The 15,578-nt window shown below is 56.9% G+C and carries 12 protein-coding genes; 8 read left to right on the forward strand and 4 right to left on the reverse strand.

What is annotated here, in order from left to right:
• Nucleotides 1-234: 234 nt before the first annotated feature.
• The 3 genes from gatB to gatC are packed head-to-tail and all read right to left on the reverse strand — an operon-like array spanning nucleotide 235 to nucleotide 3,459.
• A complete protein-coding gene (gene gatB / locus AC4LF3_RS04625) occupies nucleotides 235-1,680 on the reverse strand; it encodes an Asp-tRNA(Asn)/Glu-tRNA(Gln) amidotransferase subunit GatB (RefSeq protein WP_019365687.1) in 1,446 nt (481 codons plus the stop codon).
• A gap of 19 nt (nucleotides 1,681-1,699) precedes the next feature.
• The gene (gene gatA, locus AC4LF3_RS04630) at nucleotides 1,700-3,157 is read right to left on the reverse strand and encodes an Asp-tRNA(Asn)/Glu-tRNA(Gln) amidotransferase subunit GatA (protein WP_074828182.1); all 1,458 of its coding nucleotides are present in this window, start codon (nucleotides 3,155-3,157) and stop codon (nucleotides 1,700-1,702) included.
• Nucleotides 3,158-3,171: 14 nt separating this feature from the next.
• The gene (gene gatC, locus AC4LF3_RS04635; protein WP_010797267.1) at nucleotides 3,172-3,459 is read right to left on the reverse strand and encodes an Asp-tRNA(Asn)/Glu-tRNA(Gln) amidotransferase subunit GatC; all 288 of its coding nucleotides are present in this window, start codon (nucleotides 3,457-3,459) and stop codon (nucleotides 3,172-3,174) included.
• 227 nt (nucleotides 3,460-3,686) lie between these two features.
• On the opposite strand from gatC, the gene mreB reads away from it, so the two are divergent.
• From mreB to tldD, 8 genes are all read left to right on the forward strand, one after another.
• A complete protein-coding gene (gene mreB, locus AC4LF3_RS04640) occupies nucleotides 3,687-4,724 on the forward strand; it encodes a rod shape-determining protein MreB (protein WP_010797268.1) in 1,038 nt (345 codons plus the stop codon).
• 119 nt (nucleotides 4,725-4,843) lie between these two features.
• Nucleotides 4,844-5,902 (forward strand): rod shape-determining protein MreC, encoded by a 1,059-nt coding sequence (mreC, locus tag AC4LF3_RS04645; RefSeq protein WP_491836245.1) that lies wholly within the window; start codon nucleotides 4,844-4,846, stop codon nucleotides 5,900-5,902.
• The gene (gene mreD / locus AC4LF3_RS04650; RefSeq protein ID WP_010797270.1) at nucleotides 5,902-6,390 is read left to right on the forward strand and encodes a rod shape-determining protein MreD; all 489 of its coding nucleotides are present in this window, start codon (nucleotides 5,902-5,904) and stop codon (nucleotides 6,388-6,390) included. The genes mreC and mreD overlap by 1 nt, the downstream gene beginning before the upstream one ends.
• A 50-nt stretch (nucleotides 6,391-6,440) precedes the next feature.
• Entirely contained in the window at nucleotides 6,441-7,037 is a 597-nt protein-coding gene (locus AC4LF3_RS04655; protein WP_491834864.1) for a Maf family protein, read from the forward strand.
• A gap of 68 nt (nucleotides 7,038-7,105) precedes the next feature.
• Complete coding sequence (gene rng, locus AC4LF3_RS04660; protein ID WP_010797272.1) at nucleotides 7,106-8,563, forward strand: ribonuclease G; 1,458 nt, start codon at nucleotides 7,106-7,108, stop codon at nucleotides 8,561-8,563.
• A gap of 18 nt (nucleotides 8,564-8,581) precedes the next feature.
• Entirely contained in the window at nucleotides 8,582-12,436 is a 3,855-nt protein-coding gene (locus AC4LF3_RS04665) for a YhdP family protein (protein ID WP_491834865.1), read from the forward strand.
• A 102-nt stretch (nucleotides 12,437-12,538) separates the two neighbouring features.
• Nucleotides 12,539-13,384, forward strand: coding sequence for a carbon-nitrogen hydrolase family protein (locus AC4LF3_RS04670; RefSeq protein WP_491834866.1), 846 nt, complete (start codon nucleotides 12,539-12,541; stop codon nucleotides 13,382-13,384).
• A gap of 132 nt (nucleotides 13,385-13,516) precedes the next feature.
• A complete protein-coding gene (tldD, locus tag AC4LF3_RS04675; RefSeq protein WP_010797275.1) occupies nucleotides 13,517-14,959 on the forward strand; it encodes a metalloprotease TldD in 1,443 nt (480 codons plus the stop codon).
• Nucleotides 14,960-14,980: 21 nt separating this feature from the next.
• On the opposite strand, the gene yjgA is transcribed toward tldD, so the two are convergent.
• Complete coding sequence (yjgA, locus tag AC4LF3_RS04680; RefSeq protein ID WP_010797276.1) at nucleotides 14,981-15,505, reverse strand: ribosome biogenesis factor YjgA; 525 nt, start codon at nucleotides 15,503-15,505, stop codon at nucleotides 14,981-14,983.
• Nucleotides 15,506-15,578 lie beyond the last annotated feature (73 nt).

Below are 15,578 nucleotides of genomic sequence, written 5' to 3' on the forward strand. Positions count from 1 at the left end.
CTTGAGTTCAAGCCGTTTCGCTGTAATTACGTGCTGAAACACATTCCAGGACTAGTCCGACATTCAGCCCTGAAGATTGTATAAGCGTGCGTAATCTACAGGCGCAGGCCAAGTCCATCGCTGAGAAAGCTCGACTGCTTCGCATCGGCTGAAAAAGAAAAATGAAGAAAGAAGAAGTAGATTCGTGAGTGGCATAGCCATGACGCAAGGTTGCGTCATGGCTATCGGAGGAGGTTAACCTTCCAGCTTTTTCTTCAGCAATTCGTTGACTTGCTGAGGATTGGCCTTGCCTTTGGAGGCCTTCATCGCCTGGCCTACGAAGAAGCCAAACATCTTTCCGCGCTTGGCCTCATCACTGGCGCGGTACTGCTCTACCTGGGCTGCGTTGGCTGCCAGAACCTCATCCAGCATGGACTCAATAGCGCCGGTGTCGGTTACCTGCTTGAGACCTTTCTTTTCGATGATCTCATCGGCAGAACCTTCGCCGGCAGCCATGGCTTCGAACACCATCTTGGCGATCTTGCCGGAAATGGTGTTGTCCTTGATACGCAGGATCATACCGCCCAAGTGCTCAGCGGAAACCGGCGAGTCGGTGATATCCAGGTCCTGCTTGTTAAGCAGGCTGGAAAGCTCACCCATGACCCAGTTGGCGGCCAATTTGGCATCGCCGCTGACCTGTTGGACCTGCTCGAAATAATCGGCCATTTCACGGCTGGACGAGAGGACCGTCGCGTCATACGTAGACAGGCCAAAATCACGCTCGAAGCGCTCACGCTTCTGCTGCGGCAGCTCCGGCAGCAGGCTGCGGGTCTCTTCAAGGAAGCTCTCTTCGATCACCACGGGCAGCAGGTCGGGATCAGGGAAGTAGCGGTAGTCATTTGCCTCTTCCTTGCTGCGCATGGAGCGAGTCTGGTCTTTATTCGGGTCATACAGGCGGGTTTCCTGAACAACCTTGCCACCATCCTCGATGAGCTCGATCTGGCGCTGGACCTCGTAGTTGATCGCCTTCTCGATGAAGCGGAAGGAGTTAACGTTCTTGATCTCGGCGCGCGTTCCGAACTCGGCCTGGCCTTTCGGGCGAACCGAAACGTTACAGTCGCAACGCAGCGAGCCTTCGTTCATGTTGCCATCACAAATGCCCAGGTAACGCACCAGAGCATGAATAGCCTTTACATAGGCGACGGCCTCCTTGGCGCTGCGGATATCCGGCTCGGAAACAATCTCCAGAAGCGGCGTGCCGGCGCGGTTCAGGTCGATGCCCGTCATGCCCTGGAAGTCCTCGTGCAGGCTCTTGCCGGCGTCTTCTTCCAGGTGCGCACGGGTGATGCCGATTCGCTTGACGGTACCGTCGTCCAACGTAATGTCCAGGTGGCCCTTGCCTACGATAGGCAATTCCATCTGGCTGATCTGATAGCCCTTGGGCAGGTCAGGGTAGAAGTAGTTCTTGCGCGCAAAAACGTTACGCTGGCCAATGTGTGCGTCGATGGCCAGGCCAAACTTGACGGCCATGCGCACTGCTTCCTGGTTGACTACCGGCAGTACGCCGGGCATGCCCAGGTCGATCAGGCTGGCCTGGGTATTGGGTTCGGCACCAAAGGTGGTGGAGCTGCCAGAAAATATCTTCGATTTCGTGGAGAGCTGTGCGTGAATTTCCAGCCCGATCACGGTTTCCCATTGCATGTGAGTCGTCCTCTGCCTTCTATTCCAGGAACCCAGTCGGGGCTTTCGTATGCCAATCAGTCGTTTTTTGGAACTGGTGGGCAATATTGAGCAGGCGGCCTTCCTGGAAGTAGGGGGCCAGCAGCTGTACGCCAACGGGCAGGCCGTCGACAAAGCCGGCCGGCATCGAAAGACCAGGAACGCCAGCAAGGTTGGCGGTGATGGTATAGATATCCATCAGGTATTCAGCCACGGGATCGTTGTTCTTCTCGCCGAGTTTCCACGCCACGCTGGGCGTCGTCGGGCCGAGAATGACGTCCACATCATTGAAGGCGGTCATGAAGTCGTTCTTAATCAGGCGGCGGATACGCTGTGCCTTCAGGTAGTAGGCATCATAGTAACCGGCAGAAAGTGCATAAGTGCCCACCATGATCCGGCGGCGAACCTCATCACCAAAGCCTTCTGCGCGAGAGCGTTTGTACAGGTCGGTCAGGTCTGCCGGGTCTTCACAGCGATAACCGAAACGTACACCGTCATAGCGCGACAGGTTGGAAGACGCTTCCGCCGGTGCGATCACGTAATAGGCAGGAATCGCGTGCTGCATGTTTGGCAGACTGATGTCCTTGACGGTTGCGCCCAGCGCCTTCAACGCTTCTACAGCCTTGAGCGTAAGATCTGCGATACGGCTGTCCAAGCCCTCACCGAAATACTCTTTCGGCAGGCCAATGCGCAGGCCTGCAAGAGGCTTTTCCAGACTGGCCAGATAGTCATCGACCGGTTGGTCTACGCTGGTGGAGTCCTTGGGGTCGAAGCCAGCCATTGCCTGCAAGAGTAGGGCGCAGTCTTCGGCGTTGCGAGCCAGCATGCCGCCTTGATCGAGGCTGGAGGCATACGCAATCATGCCCCAGCGGGAAACGCGTCCATAGGTAGGCTTGAGGCCAGTCAGGTTGGTTAGTGCCGCAGGCTGACGGATCGAGCCGCCGGTATCGGTACCGGTTGCAGCCGGGACGAGGCGAGCCGCTACTGCCGCCGATGAGCCACCTGAAGAACCGCCTGGAATACGAGAGGTATCCCAGGGATTCTTGACTGGGCCGTAGTGGCTGGATTCGTTGGCCGAGCCCATCGCGAACTCGTCCATGTTCAGCTTGCCAAGGCTTACCACGCCGGCATCGGCCAGTTTCTGAACGACGGTAGCGTTATAGGGCGCGATGAAGTTGTCGAGCATCTTCGAACCACAGCTGGTGCGAATGCCCTGGGTGCAGAAGAGATCTTTGTGTGCGATCGGTGCCCCTAGGAGCGCGCCGGTTTCGCCCGCTGATCGGCGCTGATCGGCGATTTTGGCCTGCTCAATGGCCTGTGTTTCTGTCACGGTGATAAAGCTGTTGAGCTGTGGATCAACCCGGGCGATGCGGTCCAGCAGGGTGCGAGTCAATTCCTCGGCAGAAAATTCCTTTGCCGATAGCGCACGGCTGATCTCGGCCAGGGTCAACGTATGCATAGGGGTGTCCTTCATTACTCAATCACCTTGGGTACCAGGAACAGGCCGTTTTCGACCGCCGGGGCGATAGTCTGGTAGGCGTCACGCTGATTGGTTTCGGTGACTTCGTCGGGTCGCAGGCGTTGTACGGCTTCCAGCGGATGCGCCAGGGGTTCGACGTTATCGGTATTGACGGCCTGCATGCGATCAATCAGGCCGAGGATGTCATTCAACGTCCCGGTGGTCCGTTCAATATCGGCATCGTTAAGGCCTAGTCTGGCCAGGTGAGCGATCTTTTCGACGTCGGAGCGTTCGAGCGCCATCGGATTCTCCAGCAATATCGGGGCTTGACCATGGCGAAAGTCATAAATCGAGAGATTTGCACGGTAGGCGGTCAAGCACCGCGTTAAGAAAGGCCTAAAAGGGCCGCAGAAACGAGCAATCTAGCACATCACCGCCTTGCTCAAAATCCCTGCCGTTGTTAGAGTCTGCCGCAATTTTTCCCACGCGTTTCATCTGCGTGCCTGACGCCACCGCCTAGGGTCACTTCATGTTCAAAAAGTTGCGTGGCATGTTTTCCAGCGATCTGTCGATCGACCTGGGTACAGCCAATACCCTCATTTATGTCCGGGATCGCGGTATTGTCCTTGACGAGCCATCCGTTGTTGCCATTCGTACGCATGGCAATCAGAAGAGTGTAGTTGCCGTCGGTACCGACGCCAAACGCATGCTGGGTCGTACGCCTGGCAATATTTCTGCGATCCGACCGATGAAGGATGGTGTGATTGCAGACTTCAGCGTTTGTGAAAAAATGTTGCAGTACTTCATCAACAAAGTTCACGAAAACAGCTTTCTCCAGCCAAGTCCCCGTGTACTGATCTGCGTACCGTGCAAGTCCACCCAGGTCGAGCGCCGTGCCATTCGCGAATCGGCTCTGGGCGCTGGTGCCCGTGAAGTCTTCCTGATCGAAGAGCCGATGGCAGCTGCCATTGGCGCAGGTCTTCCGGTTGAAGAAGCGCGTGGTTCGATGGTAGTGGACATCGGTGGCGGCACAAGCGAGATCGCCTTGATCTCCCTGAACGGTGTTGTCTATGCCGAGTCCGTACGCGTAGGCGGTGACCGCTTCGATGAAGCGATCGTGACCTATGTCCGCCGCAACTACGGCAGCCTGATCGGTGAATCTACTGCCGAGCGCATCAAGCAGGAAATCGGTACAGCCTACCCGGGCGGTGACCTGCGTGAAATCGACGTCCGCGGCCGCAATCTGGCTGAAGGCGTACCGCGCAGCTTTACGTTGAACTCCAACGAAGTGCTGGAAGCCCTGCAGGAATCGCTGGCAACCATCGTCCAGGCGGTCAAGAGCTGTCTGGAGCAGTCCCCGCCGGAGTTGGCTTCGGATATTGCCGAGCGCGGTCTGGTCCTGACCGGTGGTGGTGCTCTGCTACGTGATCTGGACAAGCTCCTGGCGCAGGAAACCGGCCTGCCGGTGATCGTGGCGGAAGATCCTCTAACGTGTGTTGCCCGCGGTGGCGGCAAGGCGTTGGAGATGATGGACCGTCACGCTATGGATCTTCTTTCCACCGAATAAGTCGCATGCATAAATATCAGGGCCTGCGTAGCGGGCCTTGATGTTGTCATGATTGACGCTTCGAGGACGAGACCATCAAGCGTATATTTTCCAAGGGTCCTTCGCTTGGCGTCCGTCTGCTGGCTCTGGCTGTTCTGTCTGTCAGCCTGATGGTGGTAGATGCCCGCTTCGATTATCTGAAGCCGGTGCGCAGCGAAATGGGCCTGGTGCTTACACCATTCTATTGGGCAGCCGATCTTCCGGTTCGTGCCTGGCAAGCCGTGCGCGATCAGTTTTCCAGCCGTACTGAGATCATGGCTGAAAACGAGCGCCTCAAGGCTGAAGCACTGCTTATGCAGCGTCGCCTGCAAAAGCTGGCGGCTTTGACCGAGCAAAACGTACGACTTAGAGAATTGCTCAACTCTGCCGCCCTGGTAGACGACAAAGTGCTGGTCAGCGAGCTGATTGGCGTCGATCCGAATCCATTTACTCACCGTATCCTGATCGACAAAGGCGCGAAGGATGGGGTCTTTATCGGCCAGCCGGTGTTAGACGCCAGTGGGTTGATGGGGCAGGTGGTCGAAGTCATGCCCTATGCCGCCCGTGTCCTGCTGTTGACGGACGTCACCCATAGCATTCCTGTTCAGGTCAACCGCAATGGTTTGCGTGCTATCGCCATGGGAACTGGTAACCCTGAGCGTCTTGAACTGCGCCATGTGGCCGATACCGCCGATATCAAGGAAGGCGATCTACTGGTCAGCTCTGGCTTGGGGCAGCGGTTTCCTGCGGGGTACCCGGTCGCAACCGTGACTGAAGTAGTGCATGACTCAGGGCAACCGTTTGCCATCGTGCGAGCTGTACCCACTGCCAAGCTGAACCGCAGTCGCTATGTGCTATTGGTCTTCAGTGATCCACGTACACCTGAGGAACGGGCCTACGATGCTGCCCGGGCCCAGGAAGAAGCGGATCGCAAAGTGTCCCAGGAGCAGCAGGGAACAACGCCAGCGGCAACCTCGCCCGCCCAGGTTAATAATCCCGCTCAGCCAGCCAGTGGTAATAACAAGACACCGGCGACCAACGCGGCGGCTCCGGCTGCTCAGTCGACCAAGCCCCAGACTCAGCCCGCAAAGCCTGCCGCCAAGCCGCAGGCCAGCCAGGCCCCAGCTGCCTCGACACAACGCGCCCAGGAGGCCCGTTAATGGCCTTTCGGATTGGCCATAACGGCTGGGTTATCTGGCTGACATTGTTGGTGGGGCTGTTGCTTTCCGTTGCGCCAATGCCGGACTTCATGGAAATCGGGCGGCCCTTATGGCTGTCCATGTTTTTGACGTTCTGGACGTTGGCGCTGCCTCACCGGGTAGGCCTGAGTACGGCCTGGGTTTTCGGATTGGCAGAGGACGTACTGTACGGAAATCTGCTTGGCCAGAATGCCTTGATTCTGAGCCTGGTAGTTTTTCTGGTGCAGTCATTACAACAGCGGCTTCGCGTCTTTCCCATTTGGCAGCAGGGCTTTGTACTGCTGGTCGTCTATGGCATCTCGCAGCTGGTTCAGCTCTGGCTGAACACGTTGACGGGTAATCGTCCACCCACCCTGGTATTTCTTGCACCCTCCCTGGTCAGCGCCTTGCTCTGGCCTTGGGTATATCTGGTGCTACGTGATTTGCGAACGCGTTTCAATGTAAGTTGACGTGGCGTCGGCGGCTGATCTGCTGACGTGAGCGTTTCAAGGAGCCTTCTATGCCACGTCTGTATCTTGCTTCCGGATCTCCACGCCGTCGTGAGTTGCTTGAGCAAATCGGTGTGCCGTTCGAACGTCTTTCAGCCGAAATCGATGAGGCCGTGTTGCCTGGCGAGACGGCAGATGCCTATGTCGAACGTCTTGCCAGAAGCAAGGCACAGGCAGGTCTGACACTTTTGTCTGGTGACACTGTTGATTGCGTCCTGGGAGCCGACACTAGCGTCGTGTTGGATGGGTACATTCTGGGCAAACCGGAAAACCGCGAGCATGGCATGGACATGTTGGTTCGCTTGAGCGGCAAGACGCATACCGTTCTAACCGCAGTTGCTGTAGCCAGTAAGGACCTGTGCCTGGCGCGTGTCGTGTCGAGCGAAGTAACGTTCAGGCCTATCAGTGAAGCCGAGCGTCAAGCCTATTGGGCAAGCGGTGAGCCGGCCGACAAGGCAGGCGGCTACGGAATCCAGGGGCTGGGCGCTGTCTTTGTTCAACATATAGCGGGAAGCTATAGCGGCATCGTCGGACTCCCCCTTTGTGAAACAGCGGAGCTGTTATCAACGTTTGGCATACCATGCTGGCAGCCCAATGTACCTCGTTGAAAAGGTTAATACCCTAGATAGCGCCGATACCGATAAGCTGCAAGACACCTCGAATAATGGATAAGTCTATGAGCGAAGAAATCTTGATCAACATCACCCCGATGGAGTCTCGGGTGGCGGTTGTTGAAAACGGCGTTCTGCAAGAGGTTCATATCGAACGCACGATGCGCCGGGGCATTGTAGGCAATCTGTATCAAGGCAAGGTTGTCAGAGTCCTGCCTGGGATGCAGGCGGCCTTTGTGGATATTGGGCTGGCCAGGGCCGCCTTTATTCATGCTGCCGAGATTTCTACCCGCGAGGGCAGTGCTGTCGAAAGCATCAGTGCCCTGGTTCATGAGGGGCAAAGTCTGGTCGTTCAGGTCACGAAGGACCCGATCGGAACCAAGGGAGCGCGCCTGACGACGCACCTTTCAATTCCCTCGCGCTATCTGGTGTACATGCCCAAGACCAATCATGTGGGCATCTCGCTGAAAATCGAAGATGAAGCCGAGCGTGAACGGCTCAAGAACATTGTTGAAAAGTGCATCGCCAACGAGTGTATCGAGGAAGCCGGTGGCTTTATTCTTCGTACGGCGGCGGAGGGCGCGCGTGAAGATGAAATCAAGGCGGATATCCGCTACTTGCGGCGGCTGTGGGCTCAGATTCATTCTCAGATGAACAAGGTACCTGCGCCTACGACCATCTATGAAGACCTTGACCTTCCATTGCGTACCTTGCGGGATCTGGTCAGTCCGCGCAGTGAAAAGATTCGTGTGGACTCGCGGGAAAATTTCCAGCGAATTGGCCAGTTCGTATCCGAGCTGATGCCTGAAGTATCTGATCGCCTGGAGCATTATCCTGGCGAGCGTCCGATTTTCGACTTGTATGGCGTTGAGGATGAAATCCAGAAGGCGCTTGAGCGAAAGGTCATGCTCAAGTCGGGCGGGTATCTGATCATCGATCAGACCGAGGCCATGACTACGATAGACGTGAATACAGGTGCATTCGTAGGGCACCGTAACCTGGAAGAGACGATCTTCAAGACCAATCTTGAGGCAGCTACGGCAATTGCCCGGCAGTTACGGCTGCGAAACCTGGGCGGCATCATCATTATCGATTTCATCGACATGGAAGATGAAGAGCATCAGCGCCAAGTGCTTCGCAATCTGGAGAAGCAGCTGGAGCGCGATCACGCCAAAACCAACATCATTGGCATTACTGAGCTTGGTCTCGTCCAGATGACGCGCAAGCGCACACGTGAGAGCCTGTCGCAGGTCCTGTGTGAGCCTTGTCCGGCGTGCCAGGGACGTAGCATGCTGCGGACGGCTGAAACTATCTGCTACGAAATCTTCCGTGAAATTCTGCGCGAAGCACGCGCTTACCAGGCAAACTCCTATCTCGTGTTGGCCAATCAGAAGGTGGTAGACCGTCTTCTTGATGAGGAGTCAGGCAATGTAGCGGACCTGGAAGCTTTTATCGGTCGAACGATCAAGTTTCAGGTCGAACCTATGTACTCCCAGGAGCAATATGATGTTGTACTGCTGTAAGCCGCTGAGCTTAGGCTGATGGCAGAGTTGGGCCGCTTCATCGGAACACTCCTGCGCCTTGGTTTCGGTCTGTGTGCTCTGATCCTGATCCTGCTGGCGCTTTATGTCAGCGTAGGGCGCCAACTCATACCGGGCGTTGCCGAGTATAGAGCCGACGTTGAGGCGCGCTTGAGCAGTGCCTTGAAGCAGCCTGTACGCCTGGGCGCCTTGAAGGGAAGCTGGCAAGGACTCAATCCTGTCATTGACCTGCAGGACCTGGAACTGGGTGAGGGCAGCCAGCCTCTGCATCTGGAGCGAATCAGGGTTGTGCCGAATATGTTCCAGAGCCTCCTGCACTGGCAGCCCATACTGAGTTATGCCAGCCTCGACGGTGTACGACTCGAGCTGCTGGAAGAAGCGGATGGGCGCTGGCGTATCGCAGGACTGCCCCAGCGTGATGATGAGCAGAAGCCTTTTGATCCCGCACCGCTTCTCAAGTGGCTGCCCTCGCTTGGGCGACTATCAGTACTCAATGGGCAGCTCAGCGTTTTATCCCATGAAGGAAAAGTGTTTACGCTGCGCTATGTCGAGGCAACGCTGTCTACGAGACGTAACGGCGACGTCCGCCTCGATGCGCGTTTGAATCTACCTGACGGGCAGCCCTTGGCCTTGGACGTCCAGGGGCAGGTCGATTCGGCGCATTGGCAGGACAGCCGATTCAAGAGCTATTTGAGTCTGCCCCAGACGGACTGGGCACAGTGGGTGCCACGTACTCTGACGCGGCAGTGGCGGCTGCATGAGTTACATGCAGGAGGAGAGGTCTGGCTTGACTGGGCTCATGGAGTGCCTCAAGACGCAGCCTTGCGACTCAATGCGGCTCGGCTGGTGGCTTCGTATGGTACCCGTGCGCCTGCTGGTCTTGATGACCTCGCCCTGAACCTTGCATTTACCCGCGAGAAAAACGGCTGGCGAGCCATCGGTTCTGATCTTGCGGTAAGCCTTGGGGAGAAGCGCTGGAGTGGTGTGACATTAGCGGTTCAGCGCAATGATGCAGCGGATCGCTGGCAGGTACGTGCCGACCGGCTCGATCTGGCACCATTGAAGGCCGCCGTCCAGGCACTTGCGCCTTTACCTGAAAATGTGGCGTCAGCGGTATCGGCACTTAGTCCGCATGGTGCGCTACGTAACATCTCGCTGGACTACCAACCCCAGAAAAGTCTTGCTGATCGTCTGGCGTTTGCAGCCAACCTGGAGAAGGTAGGGTTCTCGGCTTATCACGGTGCGCCGGCTGTCGAGAATGCCAGTGGTAGTGCAACTGGCGGACTGCAGCATGGCGAATTGCGGTTGGATACCACCAACTTCTCGCTGCATCTGGCCACCCTGTTTCCCGAGCCGTGGCAATATCGTACAGCCAAGGCACGCTTGAATTGGTCTTTAAGCGATGACAGCTTTACCTTGTCGAGTCCGTTGATGCGCGTCTCGGGTGAAGAGGGTGATGCCGCCGGTGACATGTTCATCCGGCTGGCGCGCAAGCCAGGCATTGAAAGCTACATGGACCTGCGTGTTGGGCTGCGCAATGGTGATGCGCGCTATACCGCCAAGTATCTGCCTACCCGGACACCTGCGATGAGTGGCCCTCTGGCTGACTGGCTCAAGACTGCGATCAAGGGTGGCCATATCGATGAAGGTATTTACCAGTATCAGGGTTCCCTGATGCACGATGCACCGCCGGGTGCACGTACCATGAGTCTTTTCTTTCGCGTCCACGACGCATTGCTTGCCTACCAGCCGGGTTGGCCAGAGTTGCGTGAGGCCAGCGGCGATATAGTCATTGAAGATGATGCCGTTCGCATTCAGGTACCGGAGGGGCGAATCCTGGATACCCAGGTCAGCAAGGCAAATGTCACCATCCCGCTGCGACATGATGGCAGTACGGTCCATCTGTATCTGAAAAGTGACTTGGACAGTAGTGTAAAGGACGGGCTCACGATCTTGCAGGAGACGCCGTTACCGACAGCCGAGACATTCAAGGGATGGCGGGGGGAAGGGGCTCTAAAGGGTAAGCTTGACCTGGATTTGCCTTTTGATCATGGGCTACCGCCCAAGGTGATTGTAGATTTCGTGGCTAATGGGGCCCGGTTACAGCTGGCAAATCCCATGCTCGATGTCACTAATATCCGCGGTGCGTTTCGCTATGACACGACACGAGGCTTGAGCGCACCGGATATCAAGGCGCAGGTATTGGGTAGTCAGGCCCACGGCAAGGCGTTCGCCGAAGGGAACCAGACCGATCCCAAGACCCGCCTCGTGGCTGAGGGCAAGGTAGCGCTCAGTCAGCTTACCCAATGGCTGGGTGTTGGAGGCCGGCCCTTGCCAGTGTCAGGCGATATTCCGTATCGCATGAGCCTGACCCTGGCAAACGAGGCCAGCGAAATCGTAGTAGCCTCGAATCTTCAAGGGGTAGCTATTGATCTGCCGGCACCGTTTGGCAAGGATCCGCAGACCGCCCATGACGGTTTTTTCAGTATGACACTCAATGGGCCCGAGCGTCGTTATGAGGCGACATATCAAGGCTTGGCGGATGCCGTTATCGTCGCACCGCCGGATCGCTTGACCGAGGCCCGTGGTGAGGTTGTTCTGGGAAATGGCACAGCCAATCTCCCGAGCGGTCAGGGAATCCGTGTTCGTGGCGTCCTGGATCGTCTCGTGCTGAGTGAATGGCAGGTCGCTATCGAAAAGTACCTTACGCCTGGTAAGGAACCGGCTACGCGCTCCGGTGGTGGGCCTGCCTCGCCCGACTCCATGCTCTCAATACTTGCGGGCGGGCAGCTCAAGGTAGTGCATTTCGAAGGTTTCGGTCAGACCGTCAAAAACTTCGCTGTTCAGCTGGAACCACAAAGTAATGTCTGGGTGCTTACGCTCGATAGCTCGGTCATTGCCGGCCAGGTACGGTTGCCGGAAGACCGCAAGGTACCCATTACGCTTGCGCTCAAACACTTGGACTTTCCCAGTCATGCTGCTCCGGCAGGGGGCGCCAAGCCCGTCGAAAGTCCTGATCCCCTGGCGAATATCGACCCGCATGGCCTGCCAGCAATGGACGTATCGATTGATACCCTTTCGCTGGGCGGTGAGCCTGTTGGCGCACAGCGACTCAGGATCCGGCCAACGACGGCAGGAGTGCGCTTTTCAGACCTGAACCTCTATCTGAAGGGGCTGAAGGTCGAAGGTACGATGGATTGGGAGGGGTTGCCGGGCACTACGCGTACACGGTATAGCGGTCGTCTCTCGGGTGACAACGTTGCCGATGTATTGCTGGCCTGGAAGTTTGCATCCAGTGTGACCAGTCGCGAGTTTCGTCTTGATGCCAACGTCAGCTGGCCTGGATCGCCAGCCTGGGCGGGGCTGAATCGTCTGTCCGGCACACTGGATGCCAGCCTGCGTAACGGACAGTTGCGTCAGGTTGAAGGCTCTGCATCAGCGCTCCGGGTGTTTGGCCTGCTCAATTTCGAGGCCATACGGCGGCGGCTGCGGTTGGACTTTTCCGATATTTTTGGCCGCGGCCTGAGTTACGACACGATCAGCGGGTTACTGGAGGCGCAAAACGGTGTTTTTCTAACCCGGAAACCCATCATTCTGGATGGTCCTTCTACCGATATGCAGATGCAGGGTACGCTGGACCTGGCCCATGATCAGGTTGACGCCCATTTGCAGGTTGGATTGCCCTTGACCAACTCATTGCCTATCGCAGCGTTGATTGCCGGAGCACCTGCCATAGGCGGAGCCCTGTTCATTGTGGATCGCTTGATTGGTGACAGGGTAACCCGCATGGCCAGTGTGAACTATCACATCCACGGGCCCTGGCAAAATCCACAGATGACACTGGGCAAGAAGTGAACCCTGCGCAAAGAAATGCGACTGTTCTGCCATGACAGAAGAAGTCGGTTGAGCGTAAGCGGATCCTCTGCGTAGCATAGACAAGTCAATACGAGGTGGGCTATGACGTTTGCGGTAATCCAGATGGTCAGCCAAGACGACATAGAGGCCAATCTTGCTACGGCATACCGCCTGCTTGAGCAGGCGGCCAAGGCTGGAGCACAGCTGGCGGTCCTGCCCGAGAATTTCGTTGCGATCGGTCACTCCAATCCAGCCATGATCGGCCAGGCGGAGGCGCTAGGAGCAGGGCCAATCCTGCCTTGGTTAAGCTGTTCTGCTCGTGCATTGGGGCTCTGGATTGTCGCCGGGACATTGCCGCTTCCTCCAGATGATCAGCCATATGCCAAGCCAAGGGCGTGCTGCCTGTTGATCAATGATCAAGGGGAGCGAGTAGCTCGTTATGACAAGCTGCATCTCTTCAATGCCCGTGTAGATGACCGGCAGGGTAGCTATAGAGAGGGTGATAACTATGCGGAAGGCCAGGATATCGTCGTGGCGGATACCCCTGTAGGGCGGCTTGGCTTGACGGTTTGCTATGATTTGCGTTTCCCTGAGTTGTACACCTCTCTACGTGAGGCCGGTGCCGAGTTGATTGCTGCGCCTTCGGCATTCACGGCTGTTACGGGAAAGGCTCATTGGGATATCTTGATACGTGCCCGGGCTATCGAAACGCAATGTTATATTCTGGCCGCTGCGCAGGGAGGTCTGCATCCAAGTGGCCGGGAAACCTGGGGCCACTCCGCTATTATTGATCCTTGGGGGCGCGTCGTTGAAGAGTCGCCTACAGGGGAAGCTGTCATGATTGGACGGCGTGATATTGGCCAGCAACAAGCATTACGCGAACGGATGCCGATTGCTCAGCATCGTCGCTTTGGTTTTGCAACATCGCCCTTGCCAAGCCACGAATGACCACAATCGACTTGATTGGGCATTTCCATTAAGCACAACGCGCAAGACGCGCTAAGGTCAATAAAGAAGATCTGTGTTGTTTCAACGTGTTGTGCACGCCTTGCATAAGACCTTTCGGCTATTGGAGTAAGCATGAGCCAATACCTGACTTCTGTCAGTCAACATCTTCTCAATCCAGGTGGGCTTGAAATCGACAGCCTGCCAGTGGTTCTTCATCAACTGGCGGGACCAGGAATCGACGCCGCCGATCTGTATTTCCAAAGCATGATTTCCGAGTCTTGGCTGCTTGAGGACGGCATCGTCAAGGAAGGCGGCTTTCATATGGACCAAGGCGTTGGTGTCCGTGCTCAATCAGGTGAAAAGACCGGGTTTGCCTATAGTAACGCCATCACGCTGGATGCCTTGAGCCAGGCTGCCCAGGCCGCACGTTCCATCTCACGCAGTGGGGATAACGGCAAGGTTCAGGTATTCAGCCACATCGAGCCGGTACGGCTTTACCCCGAAGAAAACCCACTGGATGTCTTGAGCCGTGCAGAGAAAGTCGAGCTGCTCAAAAATATTGACGTAGCCACGCGGGCTCTGGATCCCCGTATCCAACAGGTTACGGTCAGCCTTTCCGGTGTCTGGGAGCAGGTGCTTGTCGCCGCCAACGATGGAACGCTGGCGGCGGATGTACGCCCTCTGGTGCGCTTCAATGTCAACGTGGTCGTCGAGCAGAATGGTCGCCGGGAACGTGGCAATAACGGCGGTGGCGGACGCACGGATTATCGTTACTTCCTGCGTGAAGACCGCGCCATGAGCTACGCGCGTGAAGCGGTGCGGCAGGCCTTGGTAAATCTGGAGGCTGTTGCCGCTCCAGCGGGTACGCTACCGGTTGTGTTGGGCTCGGGATGGTCTGGCGTCCTGTTGCACGAAGCTGTAGGTCATGGCCTGGAAGGTGATTTCAACCGCAAGGGCAGTTCGGCTTATAGCGGACGTATGAACGAGCGTGTAGCTTCATCGCTATGCACCATTGTCGATGATGGCACTCTCCCTGATCGCCGTGGTTCGGTATCGGTCGATGATGAAGGCACGCCAGGTGCCTACAACGTGCTTATCGAGAATGGAATCCTCAAGGGATACATGCAGGACAAGCTCAATGCCCGGCTTATGGGAGTGGCACGTACCGGCAATGGGCGCCGTGAATCCTATGCGCACCTGCCCATGCCTCGCATGACTAACACCTATATGTTGGCGGGTGAAAGCGACCCGGCAGAAATCATCGCCTCGGTCGAGCATGGCCTGTATTGCGCCAGCCTGGGGGGCGGTCAGGTCGATATCACCAGCGGTAAATTCGTCTTTACGACCAATGAGGCTTACCTGATCGAGAACGGCAAGGTGACCCGGCCGGTGAAGGGCGCCACGCTGATAGGAAACGGTCCGGAAGTCATGACTCAGGTATCAATGGTCGGCAATGACCTGTCGCTGGACAACGGTGTTGGCACGTGCGGGAAGGAAGGCCAGTCAGTTCCGGTTGGCGTAGGCCAGCCAACTCTGAAAATTGATGCCATCACGGTAGGAGGAACGGGTGCCTGACAGGCAGGCAAGGGCCGCGTATTAACGCAGGCCCCGCTTGGTATCATCCAGTTCACGGATGTACTTGAACAGTTTACGTGCCGCTGACGGCGGCTTGTTATGCGCCTGCTCGTGTTGGGCGTGACGGATCAACTGGCGCAGGTGCTGGCGGTCAGCGTCCGGGTAGTCTTCGACAAAAGCCTGCAGGACCTCGTCGCTACCACCCAGCAGGCGATCCCGCCAGCGTTCAAGGGCGTGAAAGCGCTCGTTGTACTGGCGGGTCGAGGAATCGACTTGTTCGATCATGGCCATGATCGCATCAAGATCCTGATCGCGCATCAGTTTGCCCAGGTACTGGGTATGTCGCTTCCGGGCGACGTTGGCTTTGTGCTTGGGAGCCTCGGCCAAAGCGCGGCGCAAAGGCTCGGTCAAGGGGAGGCGGTCAAGCAGGTCAGGGCTCATCCCGGCGAGGCGCGCGCCAAGGTCCTGCAGGGCATGCAATTCGCGCTTGATCTGCGATTTGCTCTTCTCTCCGGAGAAGGAGTCGTCGTCAAGAAAATCAGACATGAGGGTGGTCCATAACTAAAGGTCGCCATCATAACGAGTTGAAGGTCGGTTGTCCGGTCCGCCGGGCTGCCAA

It is taken from the genome of Pseudomonas sp. C2.3V (assembly GCF_058536325.1).